Origin of the sequence: Herbaspirillum sp. SJZ106 (assembly GCF_006715495.1) — a bacterium.
Classification (GTDB): domain Bacteria; phylum Pseudomonadota; class Gammaproteobacteria; order Burkholderiales; family Burkholderiaceae_D; genus Herbaspirillum.
This window is the reverse complement of the sequence record NZ_VFNI01000002.1, coordinates 374,474-389,905: the sequence shown is the minus strand read 5'-3', so window position 1 is coordinate 389,905 and position 15,432 is coordinate 374,474. Positions and strand designations below refer to the sequence as shown.

The 15,432-nt window shown below is 62.7% G+C and carries 12 protein-coding genes; 7 read left to right on the top strand and 5 right to left on the bottom strand.

Annotated features, from left to right (window positions below):
- Positions 1-159: 159 nt before the first annotated feature.
- Positions 160-723 carry an alkyl hydroperoxide reductase subunit C gene (gene ahpC / locus FB598_RS06970; protein WP_141913857.1) on the bottom strand — a complete coding sequence of 188 codons (564 nt, stop codon included), beginning with the start codon at positions 721-723 and terminating at the stop codon, positions 160-162.
- Between the two features lie 368 nt (positions 724-1,091).
- Here ahpC and FB598_RS06965 point away from each other — a divergent pair, with 368 nt between their 5' ends.
- Positions 1,092-1,538, top strand: coding sequence for a thioesterase family protein (locus tag FB598_RS06965; protein ID WP_141913858.1), 447 nt, complete (start codon positions 1,092-1,094; stop codon positions 1,536-1,538).
- Positions 1,539-1,611: 73 nt separating this feature from the next.
- Here the strand turns inward: FB598_RS06965 and FB598_RS06960 are convergent, their stop codons facing one another.
- A complete protein-coding gene (locus FB598_RS06960) occupies positions 1,612-3,480 on the bottom strand; it encodes a phosphoenolpyruvate carboxykinase (GTP) (RefSeq protein WP_141913859.1) in 1,869 nt (622 codons plus the stop codon).
- 821 nt (positions 3,481-4,301) lie between these two features.
- On the opposite strand from FB598_RS06960, the gene FB598_RS06955 reads away from it, so the two are divergent.
- Complete coding sequence (locus FB598_RS06955) at positions 4,302-5,276, top strand: D-2-hydroxyacid dehydrogenase family protein (protein WP_141913860.1); 975 nt, start codon at positions 4,302-4,304, stop codon at positions 5,274-5,276.
- 12 nt (positions 5,277-5,288) lie between these two features.
- Here the strand turns inward: FB598_RS06955 and FB598_RS06950 are convergent, their stop codons facing one another.
- Positions 5,289-6,044 carry an L-asparaginase gene (locus FB598_RS06950; protein ID WP_141913861.1) on the bottom strand — a complete coding sequence of 252 codons (756 nt, stop codon included), beginning with the start codon at positions 6,042-6,044 and terminating at the stop codon, positions 5,289-5,291.
- Between the two features lie 306 nt (positions 6,045-6,350).
- Between FB598_RS06950 and FB598_RS06945 the strand changes: the two genes are divergently transcribed.
- Together FB598_RS06945 and FB598_RS06940 are read left to right on the top strand one after the other, a co-directional pair.
- On the top strand, positions 6,351-8,948 hold the full coding sequence (locus FB598_RS06945) for a chemotaxis protein CheW (protein ID WP_141913862.1): 2,598 nt from the start codon (positions 6,351-6,353) through the stop codon (positions 8,946-8,948).
- A gap of 128 nt (positions 8,949-9,076) precedes the next feature.
- Positions 9,077-9,565: an asparaginase domain-containing protein gene (locus FB598_RS06940; protein WP_141913863.1), complete on the top strand. Its 489-nt coding sequence runs from the start codon at positions 9,077-9,079 to the stop codon at positions 9,563-9,565.
- Between the two features lie 12 nt (positions 9,566-9,577).
- Here the strand turns inward: FB598_RS06940 and FB598_RS06935 are convergent, their stop codons facing one another.
- Entirely contained in the window at positions 9,578-10,480 is a 903-nt protein-coding gene (locus tag FB598_RS06935) for a LysR family transcriptional regulator (protein ID WP_141913864.1), read from the bottom strand.
- 135 nt (positions 10,481-10,615) lie between these two features.
- Between FB598_RS06935 and FB598_RS06930 the strand changes: the two genes are divergently transcribed.
- The gene (locus FB598_RS06930; protein ID WP_141913865.1) at positions 10,616-11,656 is read left to right on the top strand and encodes a YeiH family protein; all 1,041 of its coding nucleotides are present in this window, start codon (positions 10,616-10,618) and stop codon (positions 11,654-11,656) included.
- Between the two features lie 51 nt (positions 11,657-11,707).
- Here the strand turns inward: FB598_RS06930 and FB598_RS06925 are convergent, their stop codons facing one another.
- Positions 11,708-12,178 (bottom strand): SRPBCC family protein, encoded by a 471-nt coding sequence (locus FB598_RS06925; protein WP_141913866.1) that lies wholly within the window; start codon positions 12,176-12,178, stop codon positions 11,708-11,710.
- 118 nt (positions 12,179-12,296) lie between these two features.
- Between FB598_RS06925 and FB598_RS06920 the strand changes: the two genes are divergently transcribed.
- Both FB598_RS06920 and FB598_RS06915 read left to right on the top strand, forming a co-directional pair.
- Positions 12,297-14,369 carry a UvrD-helicase domain-containing protein gene (locus FB598_RS06920; RefSeq protein ID WP_141913867.1) on the top strand — a complete coding sequence of 691 codons (2,073 nt, stop codon included), beginning with the start codon at positions 12,297-12,299 and terminating at the stop codon, positions 14,367-14,369.
- 216 nt (positions 14,370-14,585) lie between these two features.
- Positions 14,586-15,392, top strand: a complete 807-nt coding sequence (locus tag FB598_RS06915) for a basic amino acid ABC transporter substrate-binding protein (protein WP_141913868.1) — start codon at positions 14,586-14,588, stop codon at positions 15,390-15,392.
- Positions 15,393-15,432: the final 40 nt, after the last annotated feature.

Sequence of the window (15,432 nt, the reverse complement as noted above, 5' to 3'; positions counted from 1 at the left end):
GCGGGTCCGGACGTGTACTTCTTCAGTATTTCAAACCGCGTAAATCGTTGAGTGGGCGTAGCGAGCGGTTCAAGGTCGGCAGGAGAAGCGCAGCCGTACGATTAGTACGGCGAGCATCGCAGTGCCGAGATTGAGCCGCGCAGTAGCCCAATCAATGATTTAGATCTTGCCGACCAGATCCAGGGATGGCTTCAGGGTTGCAGCGCCTTCTTCCCACTTGGCGGGGCAGACTTCGCCCGGGTGCGAAGCGACGTACTGGGCAGCCTTGACCTTGCGCAGCAGTTCGGAAGCGTCGCGGCCGATGCCGTTGTCGTGGATTTCCAGGACCTTGATCTGGCCTTCCGGGTTGATCACGAAAGTGCCGCGCAGCGCCAGGCCTTCTTCTTCGATCAGCACTTCGAAGTTGCGCGCCAGGGTAGCGGTCGGGTCGCCGACCAGCGGGTATTGGACCTTCTTGATGGCTTCCGAGGTGTCGTGCCATGCCTTGTGGGCGAAGTGGGTGTCGGTCGAGATGCCGTAGACTTCCACGCCCAGCTTCTTGAATTCGGCGTAGTTGTCCGCCAGGTCTTCCAGTTCGGTCGGGCAGACGAAGGTGAAGTCGGCCGGATAGAACACGAACACGGACCATTTGCCCTTCAGGGTCGCTTCGGAGATGTCGACGAACTTGCCATCGTGGTATGCAGTTGCCTTGAACGGCTTGATAGTGGTGTTGATCAGGGACATGTCTATTTCCTTTTTAGGGGGTTGAGTGAAGCAGTGGGAAGAATAGTAAAACGCCAAACAAAATAGATCAATTTTATTTAATCAATATTTTTGATTGGATTTAACTATCGACGTTGAGGGCAATGCTATCGGATCCGGCGGCGCATGGGCACTTGCGTATCCATCCAGACCACATGGCGGCGCTGCGCGTTTCTGCAAGCCGCCATCCCGGCAAATTCCGATCGCGATCGCTTAACATTGAAGCGGCGCCGTCCGGAACTCGACAGCACGCCGGCGATGCCGCAGGATAAGGATCCCGTTGCAATGTTACTGCAAGGAAGCGGATTTTGTGCATCCGCACCATCGTCCACGACCGCAACCAAACCACTATGAACGAGCACAAACCCATCCCCGGCCATCGCGCCGACTATCGCCACTTCCACGCCATCCCGACGCGCTGGATGGATAACGACGTCTACGGCCACGTCAACAACGTGGTCTATTACAGTTGGTTCGACACTGCGGTGAACCATTACCTGGTGGCCGGCGGCGTGCTGGACATCGAACGCGGCCCGGTGATCGGGCTGGTGATCGAGACGCGTTGCAACTACTTCGCCTCGGTGGCGTTTCCCGAGCAGGTTGACGTCGGCGTGCGCGTGGCGCACATGGGACGCAGCAGCGTGCGCTACGAGCTCGGCATCTTCAAAGCGGGAGAAGACAGCGCCGCCGCGCAAGGCCATTTCATCCACGTCTATGTGGATCGCGCCTCCCGCCGCCCGACAGACATCCCGGCGCCGATGCGCGAAGCATTGGCCCGCATCGCCGTCGCCGGCTAAGCCGCCGCCCAAATGAAAACGCCTGCCGCATCGCTGCGGCAGGCGTTCCTTACTTCATCGATGCAGCACAGGCTCAGGCGGCCAATTGCTTCTCCAGCTTGCCCTTGACGCCTTCCAGCTCGCCCGGCAGCTTGTACTTGAGCTTTTCGAACAGCTCCGCGTGCAGCTCCAGTTCCTTCTTCCATGCGGCCTTGTCGATGGAAGTGATGGTGGCGAACTGCTCGGCGGTGAAGTCGATGCCATCCCATTGCAGGTCGTCGAAACGCGGCGTGAAACCGAACAGGTGTTCGGTGGCGCCGGCCTTCACGCCTTGCGGATCTTCGATGCGGTCCAGCATCCACTTCAGCACGCGCATGTTGTCGCCGAAGCCCGGCCACACGAACTTGCCGTTCTCGTCGGTACGGAACCAGTTGACGCAGTAGATCTTGGGCAGCTCGGCCGGCGAGGCGGCGATCTTCTTGCCGATGTCGAGCCAGTGCTGGAAATACTCGCTCATGTTGTAGCCGGCGAAAGGCAGCATCGCGAACGGGTCGCGGCGCACCACGCCCTGCTGGCCGACGGCCGCGGCGGTGGTTTCCGAGCCCATGGTGGCGGCCATGTAGACGCCTTCGACCCAGTTGCGGGCTTCGGTCACCAGCGGCACCGTGGTGGAGCGGCGGCCGCCGAAGATGAAGGCCGAGATCGGCACGCCGGCCGGGTCGTCCCAGGCGGCGTCGATCACCGGGTTCTGGGTCGCGGCGACGGTGAAGCGCGCGTTCGGGTGCGCGGCCTTGCGGCCGGTTTCCTTGGCGATTTCCGGAGTCCAGTCCTTGCCCTGCCAGTCGATCAGGTGCGCCGGCGCTTCCTTGGTCATGCCTTCCCACCAGACGTCGCCGTCATCGGTCAGCGCCACGTTGGTGAAGATGGTATTGGCCGCGACCGAGGCCATGCAGTTGTAGTTGCTCTTTTCGTTGGTGCCCGGCGCCACGCCGAAGTAGCCGGCTTCCGGGTTGATCGCGTACAGGCGGCCATCGGCGCCGGGCTTGATCCAGGCGATGTCGTCGCCGATGGTGGTGACCTTCCAGCCGCCGAACGCCTTGGGCGGAATCAGCATGGCGAAGTTGGTCTTGCCGCAGGCCGACGGGAAAGCCGCCGCGACGTAATGCTTCTTGCCCGCGGGCGACTCCACGCCGAGGATCAGCATGTGCTCGGCCAGCCAGCCCTGGGCGCGGCCCATGGTGGAGGCGATGCGCAGCGCGAAGCATTTCTTGCCGAGCAGCGCGTTGCCGCCGTAGCCGGAGCCGTAAGACCAGATTTCGCGGGTTTCCGGATAGTGCACGATGTATTTGGTGGCGTTGCACGGCCATGCCACGTCCTTCTGTCCGGCGGCCAGCGGCGCGCCAACGCTGTGCACGCAAGGCACGAAGTCGCCATCGGCGCCCAGCACGTCATACACCGCACGGCCCATGCGGGTCATGATGCGCATATTGACGGCGACGTAGGGCGAATCGGACAGTTCGACGCCGATGTGAGCGATCGGCGAACCCAGCGGGCCCATCGAGAACGGCACCACGTACAGCGTGCGGCCGGCCATGCAGCCGTCGAACAGCCCGTTGAGGGTCTGGCGCATTTCGGCCGGGTCGGTCCAGTTATTGGTCGGGCCGGCTTCTTCCCTGGTCTTGGAACAGATGAAGGTACGGTCTTCCACGCGCGCCACGTCGGACGGATCGGAGCAAGCCAGGTAGCTGTTGGGGCGCTTTTCCTGGTTCAGCTTCTTCATGGTGCCGGCGGCGACCATCTCGGCGCACAGGCGATCGTATTCTTCCTGGGTGCCATCGCACCAGAAAATGCGAGCCGGCTTGGTCAGCGCGGCGATTTCCGCAACCCAGTTGATCAATTTCTGATGTTTGACGTACGCGGGCGCGTTGACTGCGGGAACACCAGCCATAAGGGGTTGATTCATAGGTTGTACCTCCAATGCCACAAGTTAAAGAATTCGTCTTGGCACGGCAGGATCGTCGTCTGCTTGTAACTGGCGGGTGGGTGTGGGCGCAGGTCACGCCAGCCAGCGATACGGCGGTCTTGTCGATAGCGGCCGGATCTCGGCTGCAAGGCCCGCGCCGTGGATGGGGGCGGGCTCCAGTCACTTTTCGACAGTCAAAAGTGAGAAAAAGTGGCAGGGATTGTACCCCGATAAAAAAGAATTTACTGAAATTTGTAGCAGGAAATACCCGACTTATGTAGTAGGTAATTACAAATTAAAAAAAAACTGTTTTTTCATTACCCAGGCGCATAACACGATTTCTCGCCAAATCCGCATGAATACTGGATTCTAGCGGGATTGCGGGGAGTCAGTCATTCACACAGAGAATATCTGATTTGGAAATCGGCAAAATTTTTCATCCGGCCCCTCTTCCCATGTTTTTGCCGGCCTGGCGCCAGGGATCATGGAATTGATGCCCGCCATGCCGTCGCCGCCTGACGTCGCCCGCGCCTGGACAACACCCAGGCCCGCGGCCCGGCCCCGGCATCCGCGCCCGCCGCCGCAGTGCGTCCAGCGCCGCCACTTTCTCCAAAAAAAATATGCGAGTAAAGCAGATAATCATGCAAGCATCGCCCGCAATACACCAGGGGGAAACCTGCGGACGAACCCGCCCCAAAGGGATTGCCGCATCGGCTCCCGGGCAGCCCGAAGCCCGGCAATCCCTTTATGATGTTGCCGGTGCGCCTCATCCATCTTTTCCGCGATGACGCGATTGAACAGGCAAAGCCACGGAGACCCTCATGAAAATTGCCATCCTCGATGATTATCAGGACGCCGTCCGCCACCTCGATTGCTTCCGCATGCTCGACGGCCACGACGTCAAGGTGTTCAACAACAGCGTGCGCGGCACGGGGCAACTGGCGGCGCGGCTGGCGCCCTTCGATGCCCTGGTGCTGATCCGTGAACGCACCGTGCTCAACAAGATGCTGCTGGAGAAATTGCCGCTGCTGAAACTGATTTCGCAAACCGGCAAGGTCAGCGGCCACATCGATGTGGCGACAGCCACCGAACGCGGCATCACCATCGTTGAAGGCGTAGGCGATCCCACTGCGCCGGCCGAGCTGACATGGGCGCTGATCATGGCCGCCATGCGCCGCGTGCCGCAATATTGCCTCGCCCTGCGCGCCGGCGCCTGGCAGCAGGTATCGGCCACGCCCCATCACAATACGATCGGCAGCGCATTGAAGGGGCGCACGCTGGGCATCTGGGGCTACGGCAAGATCGGCCGCATGGTGGCCGGCTACGGCCGCGCCTTCGGCATGAAGGTAGTGATCTGGGGGCGCGACGCCAGCCGCGAACAGGCCGCCAAGGATGGCTACGGCATCGCTGCCGGCAAGGAAGAATTTTTCAGCCAGGCCGACGTGCTGTCGCTGCACCTGCGCCTGAACGAGGCCACCCGCGGCATCGTCAAGGCGACCGACCTGGCGCTGATGAAACCGACCGCCTGCTTCGTCAACACCAGCCGCGCCGAACTGGTCGAGGCAGACGCGCTGGTGGCCGCCTTGAACCAGGGCCGCCCCGGCCTGGCCGCGCTCGATGTCTATGAACAGGAACCGCTGCCGGTGGACTCGCCCTTGCTGAAGATGGATAACGTGGTGGCCGCGCCGCACCTGGGCTACGTGGAAAAGGATGGCTACGAGCTGTACTTCCGCGCGGCCTTCCAGAACATCCTGGACTATGCCGCGGGCACGCCCAGGAACGTCCTCAACCCCTGAGCGTGCCAGGTCCTACTCTGGAGTGATGCGGTAAGTGGCGCGCACGGGCGGGTCGTATCGCAACGGCGGCGCCTTGCCCGACGCCCGCCACAGATGCCGCCAACCGGGCGGCCATGGCAATGGCGGCCCGGCATATTCAGGCACGTTGCGGCGTATCGGAATGACCGGCAAGTACTCCGGCATGCTGCCGTTGTCATGCCAGCCCAGGCTGAACGCATAATCGGGCAGCAGCGTGGCGCATACCATTTCGAACCAGTTGCTGTGCTCTTCATCCTCACCCAGCGCCTGCGCCAGGCCCTGCGGATCGAACTGCGCCAACAGGCGCGCCAGCTCTTCCGGCGTTGCGCCGGGCGTATCGCCCCACCCCATCACCGGGTTGAAATTGTAGTCGGCCCCTGAACCATACCAACCTTCGCGCCAGGGCCGCTCTATCCATTGCCGCGGCCCGGTAAACAAGTGCCAGCGCCAATGCAGCCCGGAAGGCTTGGGCCAACTGTAGAGATACAGCCGCTGATAACCGTTGCGGTGCAACTCGCGCACCATCGCCATCAGCCGCGCATGCGGCATGCGGTCCGGCGGCGAGCGTCGAAACAGGATCGGCGTGCCGTCCGCATGCTGGACTTCGTCGGACGACAGGTTGAGATCGAGCGTGCGCACCTCGCTGCCAAAGCGCGCAGAAATCCAGCCCGTCAACAAATTGACGGACACGATCACGCCATAGCCGCGATGGCGATGAAAGATGACGGTGCCGGGCGCCAATGGTTTCATATCCGCTGCATTATAAGGTTCATTTTCTGATGAGGTCCCGCCCCATCCCGTACCTCATTCCGTACCTCATTCCGTACCTCATTCCGCACCTCATTCCGATGATGAGCGGCGTCGTTGCCGCCGGGGCTGACAGCGCCGCGCGCGCATTGCCGTGCGGCATCAAAAATCGATGCGCACCGCTGTTCGGATTGGCACGCAATTTGCAGCGCCTCCTTTGCAAAACACAAAAAAACAAACAACAGATGTCGGAAGATCCAACATCGCGATTCGTTGGTCTTGCGGCGCTACCAGAGGGGCTCGACAACCATGCAACATGCCACGACCGTACAGACGGAAACGTTTTTGCCCTACATGCGCGACGTCGCCAAATGCGAACAGTCGCTCCAGGAACTGAACCTGATGTGGCGCGTCATCGAAGCCTCGGCCAAGATGAACTGCCCCACCGAAGCCAAGACCATCCTCCCCACCATGGCCGCCACCCGCTCGGGATTCTCCCGGCTGGAACGCGAACTGGTGAGCAGCCTGGTGGAAGAAAAAGTGCGCAACGTGCTGGCTGAAATCGGCACCAAGGCGCAATACGTGATCGACATCGTGGTGCGCAACCTGTATGAACGCACCGCCGACGTCGGCTTCCTGGCCACCGACCGCGAACTGTGCAACTTCGTCGCCGGCATCAGCGATTCGGTCGAGGCCGCGCGCTATCGCCTGCGCGAGTACCGCAACAAATACACGGTCTACAACGAAATCATCCTGACCGACACCGACGGCAACGTACTGGTGCAGATCGACCCGGCCACGCCGCTGGAGCACACGGCCGATCCGCTGATCAGGCAGACGCTGGAATCCGAAACCTACGTCGAAACCTTCCGTGCGACCGACCTGCGGCCGTCCAAGGATCGCGCACTGATCTATTCGCGCCGCATGCACCATCCCCAAACCGGTGCAGTGATCGGCGTGCTGTGCCTGTGCTTCCATTTTGAAGAGGAGATGGCCGGCATCTTCTGCGCGCACCGCGACCCGGAAGCGCGCGCCAACATGTTGCTGCTGGACGGCGACAACCGCGTGATTGCAAGCGCCGACGCCCTATGGATTCCGCCCGGCACCGAAGTGCCGGTCAACGCCGGCGGCCAGGCGCGCCTGATGATGTTTTGCGGCCGCGAATACCTGGTGCGCACCTTCGCCTCCGAAGGCTACCAGGGTTATCCGGGCCCGGTTGGCTGGCAGGGGCAGGTCATGATTCCGGTCGAAGTCGCCTTTTCCGGCATCGCCGGCGACGTGCTCTCGCGCCTGTCGCCGGAGCTGGCCGAGGGGCTGCTGTCGCACGCGCATTCGTTCTGCCCGCCGCTGTACGACATCATGACCGCGGCCAAGACCATCCAGCGCATCGTCTGGAACGGCCAGGTGATGACCGCCGGGCAGCGCGGCGAGATGCTCAAGCTCAAGACCATCCTCGACCAGATCAGCGAAACCGGCAACCGCAGCAACGAACTGTTCGCACAGTCGATCCACGACCTGTACCAGACCGTGCTATCGTCCAGCATGCGCGACGCCGAGTTCACGACCAGCCTGCTGGTCGACCTGCTCGACCGCAACCTCTACGAACGCTCGGACGACTGCCGCTGGTGGGCGCTCACGCCGGAGCTGCGCGCGGCGCTGGCGCAACCGGCGCTCGATGAAGCCACCACCGCCAGGCTGACCGAGATCCTCGCCTACATCAACGGGCTGTACACGGTCTACACCCGCCTGTTCATCTATGACCGCAACGGCCGCATCGTCGCCAGCACCGGCGACGATCTCGATAGCGTGGTCGGCAGCAGCATCGATGAAGCCACGCTGGCGCAGGTGACCTCGCTGCGCAGCCAGCAGCACTACCATGTCAGCGCCTTCGGCCCCAGCGCCTTGTACGGCGGGCAGGACACCTACATCTACCATGCGGCCGTGCGGGCGCTGGACAATGACGGCGCAGTGGTAGGCGGCATCGGCATCGTGTTCGACGCCGCGCCGGAATTTCGCAACATGCTGCGCGCAGGGCTGGCGGGCAAGGAAAAGATGAGCGCGTTCTACGTCGACCGCAGCGGACGCATCCTCTCCAGCACCGACGACAACCGCCCGGTCGGCAGCACGCTCGACATCGACGTTGCCATGCTGCAGCTGGCCAATGGCCAATGCAGCTCCGGCGTCACCTTGCATGACGGCCAATACGCCATCGTGGCCTGCAGCGCCTCCAACGGCTATCGCGAATTCAAGGTCAGCGACGGCTACCAGGAAGACGTGATCGCGGTGGTGTTCCAGTGCTTTGGCGCGACCAACCAGGGCAACCAGCAAGGCGCGTCCAGCCAATTCCTGCTGGAGAGCGGCATTACATCGCCGGACGACCTGGAATACGCCACCTTCTTCTCCGACAATAGCCTGTTCGCCATCTCGGCGGCCAACGTAATGGAAGCCGTGCCGTTCTCGGCCGTCCTGCCGACCTCGATGGGCAATCGCGCCGAGCAGGTGGGCGTACTCGGCCTGAACCACGACAACCAGCACAGGGAATTCGTCTGGGTATTCGACCTCGGCCACCTGATCCGCGGCACACGCTCGGCGGTCACCAGCAGCAGCCAGGTGATGATCGTGCGTCACGGCGCGCACACCATCGGCTTGCTGGTCGATGAGCTGCATGCCGTGCCGCAGTTCAGCCCGGCGCAAATCACCCACACGCCGCTGGCCATGCAGGGCGACTCCATGCTGGTATCGCAGGTGATCAAGGCCAATGGCGGCAAGCTGCTGATCCAGGCCATCGAGGTCGAACGGCTGTTCGCCTACGTGATCGACGGCACCATTCCGCTGCCGCCGCCGGCACAGGAACTGGATGCGGCCCCCCAAGCCATGCCGGGGGAAAGGCAATTGATGGCGGCCTAAGCTGCGACAAGTCTGAAGTCTGGGGAGGGGGAGCGAAGCGCCGTCCGTGTAAGATAACGGGCGGTGCTTTTTTTTGAACTCATTTCATCGATAGGCGTGAGATGCGTTCTACTTCTGACAGGACAACCATGAGTCTACGCATCATCGCCACCGGCGGCACCTTCGACAAGCATTACGACGAGATCGCGGGGCAGCTCGATTTCGGCGCCAGCCACCTGCCGCAAGTCATCGCCCGCGCGCGCATCACCTCCGACGTGGCGCTGGAGGAATTGCCGCTGCTGGACTCGCTGGAAATGCAGGACGCCGACCGCCAGCGCATCCTCGCCAGTTGCCGCGGTTCGTCCCAGCGCGCCATCGTCATCGTGCACGGCACCGACACCATGCAACTGACCGCCCAGGTACTGGGCCAGGCGCAACTGGACAAGGCCATCGTGCTGACCGGCGCCATGATCCCCTACGAAATCGCCAACTCCGACGCGCTCTTCAACTTCGGCTTCGCCTGCGGCGTGGCGCAGTTGCTGCCGCCCGGCGTCTATGTCGCCATGAACGGCCAGGTCTTCGCCTGGGACAAGGTGGCGAAGAACCGCAGCGCCGGGGTGTTCGAACACATCCAATAAGCCACGCGCACTTCAGGCGCCGCCATGCAGGCGCGCCCACGCGCGGCAGAATTCCAGCAAGGCGGCCAGGCTGGGCGATGGCGTCCGGTGGCTGCTGACCACCATGTAGAAATGCCGGCGCAAGGTCGGCAGCGGCGTCGCCAGTTCCACCAGCTTTCCCGATTCGATCAGGTCTTCCACCACCGCGCGCGACAGGCAACTGATGCCCAGGCCTTCGGCCGTGGCGCGCTTGATCGCTTCCGAATTGCCGAACTCGAATGAGGAAGGCAGGTAGTGCAGGTAGGGAATCAGCGCATGCTCGACCGCCTCGCGCGTGCCGGAACCCGCTTCGCGCAACAGCCAGTCGGCTTCGCGCAGCATCTTGAAGCTGATCTTGCGGCCGCCGGCGACGATGGGATGATGCGGCGCCGCCACCACGATCAGCTCGTCGGTCATCCAGGGTTCCACGCTGACATCGCTGGCGTGGCACGGCCCTTCGATCAGCCCCGCGTCGACATCGAAATTGACCACCGCATCGACGATGTCGGCCGTGTTGGCCACCAGCGCACGCACGCGCGCGCCGGCATGGCGTTTGCGGTAGGCCGCGATCATGGCCGGCAGCATGTAGCTGCCGATGGTGGTGGAAGCGCCGATGTGCAATTCGCTGCCGGCAGCCGGGTCGGCGAACTGGCGCTCGATGGTGTGCGCCGCGTCCAGCATGTGGCGCGCCTGCGGCAGCAACAGCCGGCCGCTGTCGTTCAACACTAGGCGCTTGCCGACGCGGTCGAACAATTGCACGCCGAGCAGGCTCTCCAGCTCATTGAGCGAAGCGCTGGCAGCCGACTGCGACAGCGCGACCAGCCCGGCCGCCGCCGTGGTGGAGCCGGATTGCGCCACCGCCAGGAAGATTTGCAACTGCCTCAGGGTAATTTTCATGATCGCACCGATGGCGGTTGACCCCATATCAACCTAATAAACAGGTTGATATTAACAAAATAACGCGTTTTTCTTTTATATTCCCGACGCGTAAAGTCCACCCCATCATAAAAAAACACCCGAACAAATAACGACATGCGTGCCGCAAGCCATCTCCAAACCCTGCCGCCGGCCCTGCCCGGCCTTGCCCTGTCGGCCGCCGTGGCCTGGGCCGCCATGCGCCTGGGCGATGTCGCCTGGCTGCAAGAACATGGCTTTTCGGCGCTCACGGTAGCCATCGTACTGGGCATCGTGCTGGGCAACACCCTTTACCCGCGCATCGCGGCGCCGTGCGGCGATGGCGTGCGCTTTTCCAAGCAAACCCTGCTGCGCGCCGGCATCATCCTGTACGGTTTCCGCCTGACGCTGCAGGACATCTCCCATGTCGGCCTGGCCGGCGTGGCCATCGACGCCGCCATGCTGCTCTCCACCTTCGGCCTGGCCTGGCTGGCCGGCGTGAAACTGCTGAAACTGGAGCGCGACGCCGCCTTGCTGATCGGCGCCGGCAGTTCGATCTGCGGCGCGGCCGCGGTGATGGCGACCGAACCGGTGCTGCGCGCGCGCAGCGAACAGGTGACGGTGGCGATATCGACCGTGGTCATCTTCGGTTCGCTGGCGATCTTCCTCTATCCGCTGCTCTACACCCTGCAGGCAGAACCGGCATGGGGCGCGCGCCTGCCCGACTTCGGCATCTACATCGGCTCCACCGTGCATGAAGTGGCGCAAGTGCTGGCCGCCGCGCGCTCGATCGACCAGCACACCGCCGACACCGCGGTGATCACCAAGATGGTCCGGGTGATGATGCTGGCGCCGTTCCTGCTGATGCTGTCGATGAAGGCCGGCCCGTCTTGTTCCGGCCAACGCGGCAAGCTGTCCATTCCCTGGTTCGCGTTTGCCTTCATTGGCGTGGTGCTGCTCAACTCGCTGCTGCCGCTGCCCGCCGCCGTGGCCCAACTGGTGCTGCAGGTCGACACGCTGCTGCTGGCCATGGCAATGGCCGCGCTGGGCCTGACCACCCACCTCTCTGCAATCCGCAATGCTGGGGTGAAGCCGATGATCCTGGGCGCCATCCTGTTCGCCTGGCTGGTCATCGGCGGCGCGCTGGTCAATGGCGCGCTGGGCCGCCTGCTGGCTTGAATCCCCAACCGAATGAAAAAGCGCGGGCCGTTGCCGGCCTGGCGCCTCGCCTCAGTGCAAGCTGCCGTCCACCGTCAATTCGCGGATGATGCGGATGGTGTCGATATCGGCCTCCTCGTAGGCCGAACGGCGGAATTGGTTATAGAAGGCTTCGGGACTGTTTTCATCCTCGGGATGGCCGTCGTCGTATTCAAAACGCACGAACAGCGAGCCGGGCTGGGGCTCTTCGATGGTCATGCTCATGCGCGAAGGCGGGATCTCCCCCTGGGCCGGCACTTCGTAGAGCACCTGAATTTGCGGCAGGTAGGTCACGCGGTCATGGATCACCAGCTCGCCATAGCGCAGCTCGCGGCGCACGTTGTCCATGCTCTTGTCGCTCAGGCGGCAGTCGTCCAGGTGCGGCATGAACAACTTGGGCGCCTCCGCGCGCATGACCAGGCCGCGCCACAATTGCTCGCGCGTCAGGGGCTCGATCAGCGGGTTGAGCGGATCGTTGATCTGGATGAGGTGGTTGAATTTCATGGCTATGCTTCTAGAACGCTGATAGTTTTTCCGTTTGCCGGTTTGCGGCATTGTCCCACATCGGGCGCGAACATCGGGACTGATACAATGGCCCGTTTCCCCGCCCACCACGATCCGTATGTCCGCCCCCTCCTTCGGCCTGAACAAGCCTCAAAGCGAAGCCGTCCACTACATGGCAGGCCCCTGCCTGGTGCTGGCCGGCGCCGGGTCGGGCAAGACGCGCGTGATCACGCAGAAGATCGCCCACCTGATCGAGAACTGCGGCTACGAATCCAAAAACATCGCGGCGCTGACCTTCACCAACAAGGCCGCGCTGGAAATGCAGGAGCGCATCGCCAAGCTGCTCAAGGATCCGAAGCAGGCCAAGCATCTGACCGTCTCGACCTTCCACTCGCTGGGCGTGAAGATCCTGCGCCAGGAGTCCCAGCATCTGGGGTTGAAGGATCGCTTTTCAATCATGGACAGCGACGATTGCTTTGCCCTGGTGCAAGAACTGGCGGTGACCACCGACAAGGCCATCATCCGCGGCATCCAGAACAGCATCTCGCTGTGGAAGAACGGCCTGGTCGATCCCGAAATCGCGCTGAAAAACGCGCGCACCGAAGACGAGGCGCAGGCGGCGCGCATCTTCCGCAGCTATGTCGCCACCCTCAAGGCCTACCAGGCAGTCGACTTCGACGACCTGATCCGCCTGCCGGTGGAACTGTTCCAGGCCAACGAGCAAGTGCGCGACCGCTGGCAGCGCAAGCTGCGCTACCTGCTCATCGACGAATACCAGGACACCAACACCTGCCAGTACGAACTGGTCAAGCTGCTGGTCACCGGGGTGGGCAAGAAACCGATGTTTACCGCCGTGGGCGACGACGACCAGGCCATCTATGCCTGGCGCGGCGCCACCATCGAGAACCTGAAACTGCTGGGGGTGGACTTCCCCAACCTGCACCTGATCAAGCTGGAACAGAATTACCGCTCCAGCACGCGCATCCTGCAGGCGGCCAACGCGGTCATCTCCAACAACCCCAAGCTGTTCGACAAGACCCTGTGGTCGGAACACGGCCTGGGCGACCCGATCAGCGTCATGGCCATGGACGACGAGGAGGCCGAGGCCGACCAGGTGGCGATCTCGCTGTCGGCGCACCGCTTCGAGCGCCACGCCAAGTTTTCCGATTACGCCATCCTGTACCGCGGCAACCACCAGGCGCGCATCTTTGAAAAGGCGCTGCGGCGCGAGCGCATTCCCTACGTGATGTCGGGCGGCCAGAGCTACTTCGACCGCGCCGAGATCAAGGACATCATTGCCTACCTGCGCCTGATCGCCAACCAGGACGACGACCCGGCCTTCATCCGCGCCGTCACCACGCCGCGCCGCGGGGTCGGCCAGGCCACGCTGGAAGTGCTGGGCACGCTGGCCGGCCAGTGGCAGTGCTCGCTGTTCGAAGCGGTCTACAAGGGCGGCCTGGAAGACAAGCTGACCGATCGCCAGTTGCTGCCGCTGCGCAAGTTCTGCGATTTCATCAATGCCATGGAGCCGCGCGCCACCCGGCCCGGCCCCTCCGGCAGCGGCGAGAATGCCGCCAAGGTGCTGGATGACATGATGGAGGCCATCAACTACGAGTTCTACCTCTACGACTCGTTCGAAGAACGCGCCGCCCAGGCCCGCTGGCAGAACGTGCTGGACTTCACCAACTGGCTCAAGGAACGCGCCTGCGGCGGACGCGACCGCGACGGCGAGGAAAAGAACCTGCTCGAAATCACGCAGATGGTGGCGCTGATGAGCATGCTCGAAGGCAAGGACGAAGAACAGGACGCGGTGCGCATGTCCACCCTGCACGCCTCCAAGGGCCTGGAGTTTCCGCATGTGTTCCTGGTCGGCGTGGAAGAAGGCATCCTGCCGCACAAGGGAGACCCCGACACCCCGCCCGAGGAAGCCGCCGCGCGGGTGGAAGAAGAACGCCGCCTGATGTACGTGGGCATCACGCGCGCCCAGCGCTCGCTGCACCTGTCGTGGTGCAAGCGCCGCAAGCGCGCCAAGGAAATCATCGAATGCCAGATCTCGCGCTTCGTCAAGGAAATGCGCCTGGACGAAGGCGAAGCGGTGCCGCAGGAATCGGAAAAGATCACGCCGCAGGCGCGCCTGGCCAACCTCAAGGCATTGCTGGCCAAACCGCGCCCCACGCCGGACCCGATCTGAGCGGACCTTGCACAAGGGTTTCCCGACGCACAACATTTACGCGCGCAGAACCGGAAAAACGTGGTTTTCAGGGCAAGGATCGATGCTTTTTGCCTGTCATTGCCCATCGCCGGCGCTGTCGCGGTTTACAATCTCGCCTGCAAAAAAATCCGGACGTTTCCTTTTGGCAAGAAAATAACGCCCGGCACATACCGACATTCGAATAAGGTTTTGAAGATGAACAACATGTTTTTCCGCCGTGCGCGCGCACTGGCGCTGACCGCCGGCTTCATCGGCATGCTGGGACTGGCCGCTTGCGGCAAGCAAGAAGACCAGACCGCCGCGCCGCAAGCCTCGGCCCAGCCGCGCGTCTACCTGGTCGGCGTGGAATCGGCCTATGCGCCGTTCTCGGCGGAAAACGAACAGAAGACCGTGGTCGGCTTCGACATCGACGTGATGAAGGTGCTGGCCAAGAAGATCGGCATCGAAGTGAAGTTCGTGCCGACCCCGTTCGAAAGCATCTTCAACTCCCTGGCCCAGGGCGACCTCGACCTGCTGATCTCGGCCATCACCATCACCGACGAACGCAAGAAGTCGGTCAATTTTTCCGACCCGTACTTCGTGGCGACCCAGGCCATCGCCGTCCCGGCCAATGACACCAAGGTCACCAGGATGGACGACCTGAAGACGCTGGTCGTGGGCACCCAGAGCGGCACCTCCGGCGACGAGCTGGTGCAGCAGGTGCTGGGCAAGAACAACGCCAGGATCAAGCGCTTCGAATCGACCCCGCTGGCGCTGAAGGAACTGGAAAGCGGCGGCGTCGATGCGGTCGTGGCCGACGAACCTGTGGTGAAGAACTACATCGCCAACAACCCCAACAGCAAGCTGCGCACCGTCAACGATCCCACCTTCCCGAAGGAAGACTATGGCATCGCCGTGCGCCGCGATGACCCGGAACTGCTGGCCAAGGTCAACAAGGCCCTGGCCGAGATGAAGGCCGACGGCAGCTTCGCCGCCATCAGCACCCAGTATTTCGGCAAGTAAGCAAGGCATGACCCGGCGACGGCGGCGGCATGCCGCCGTC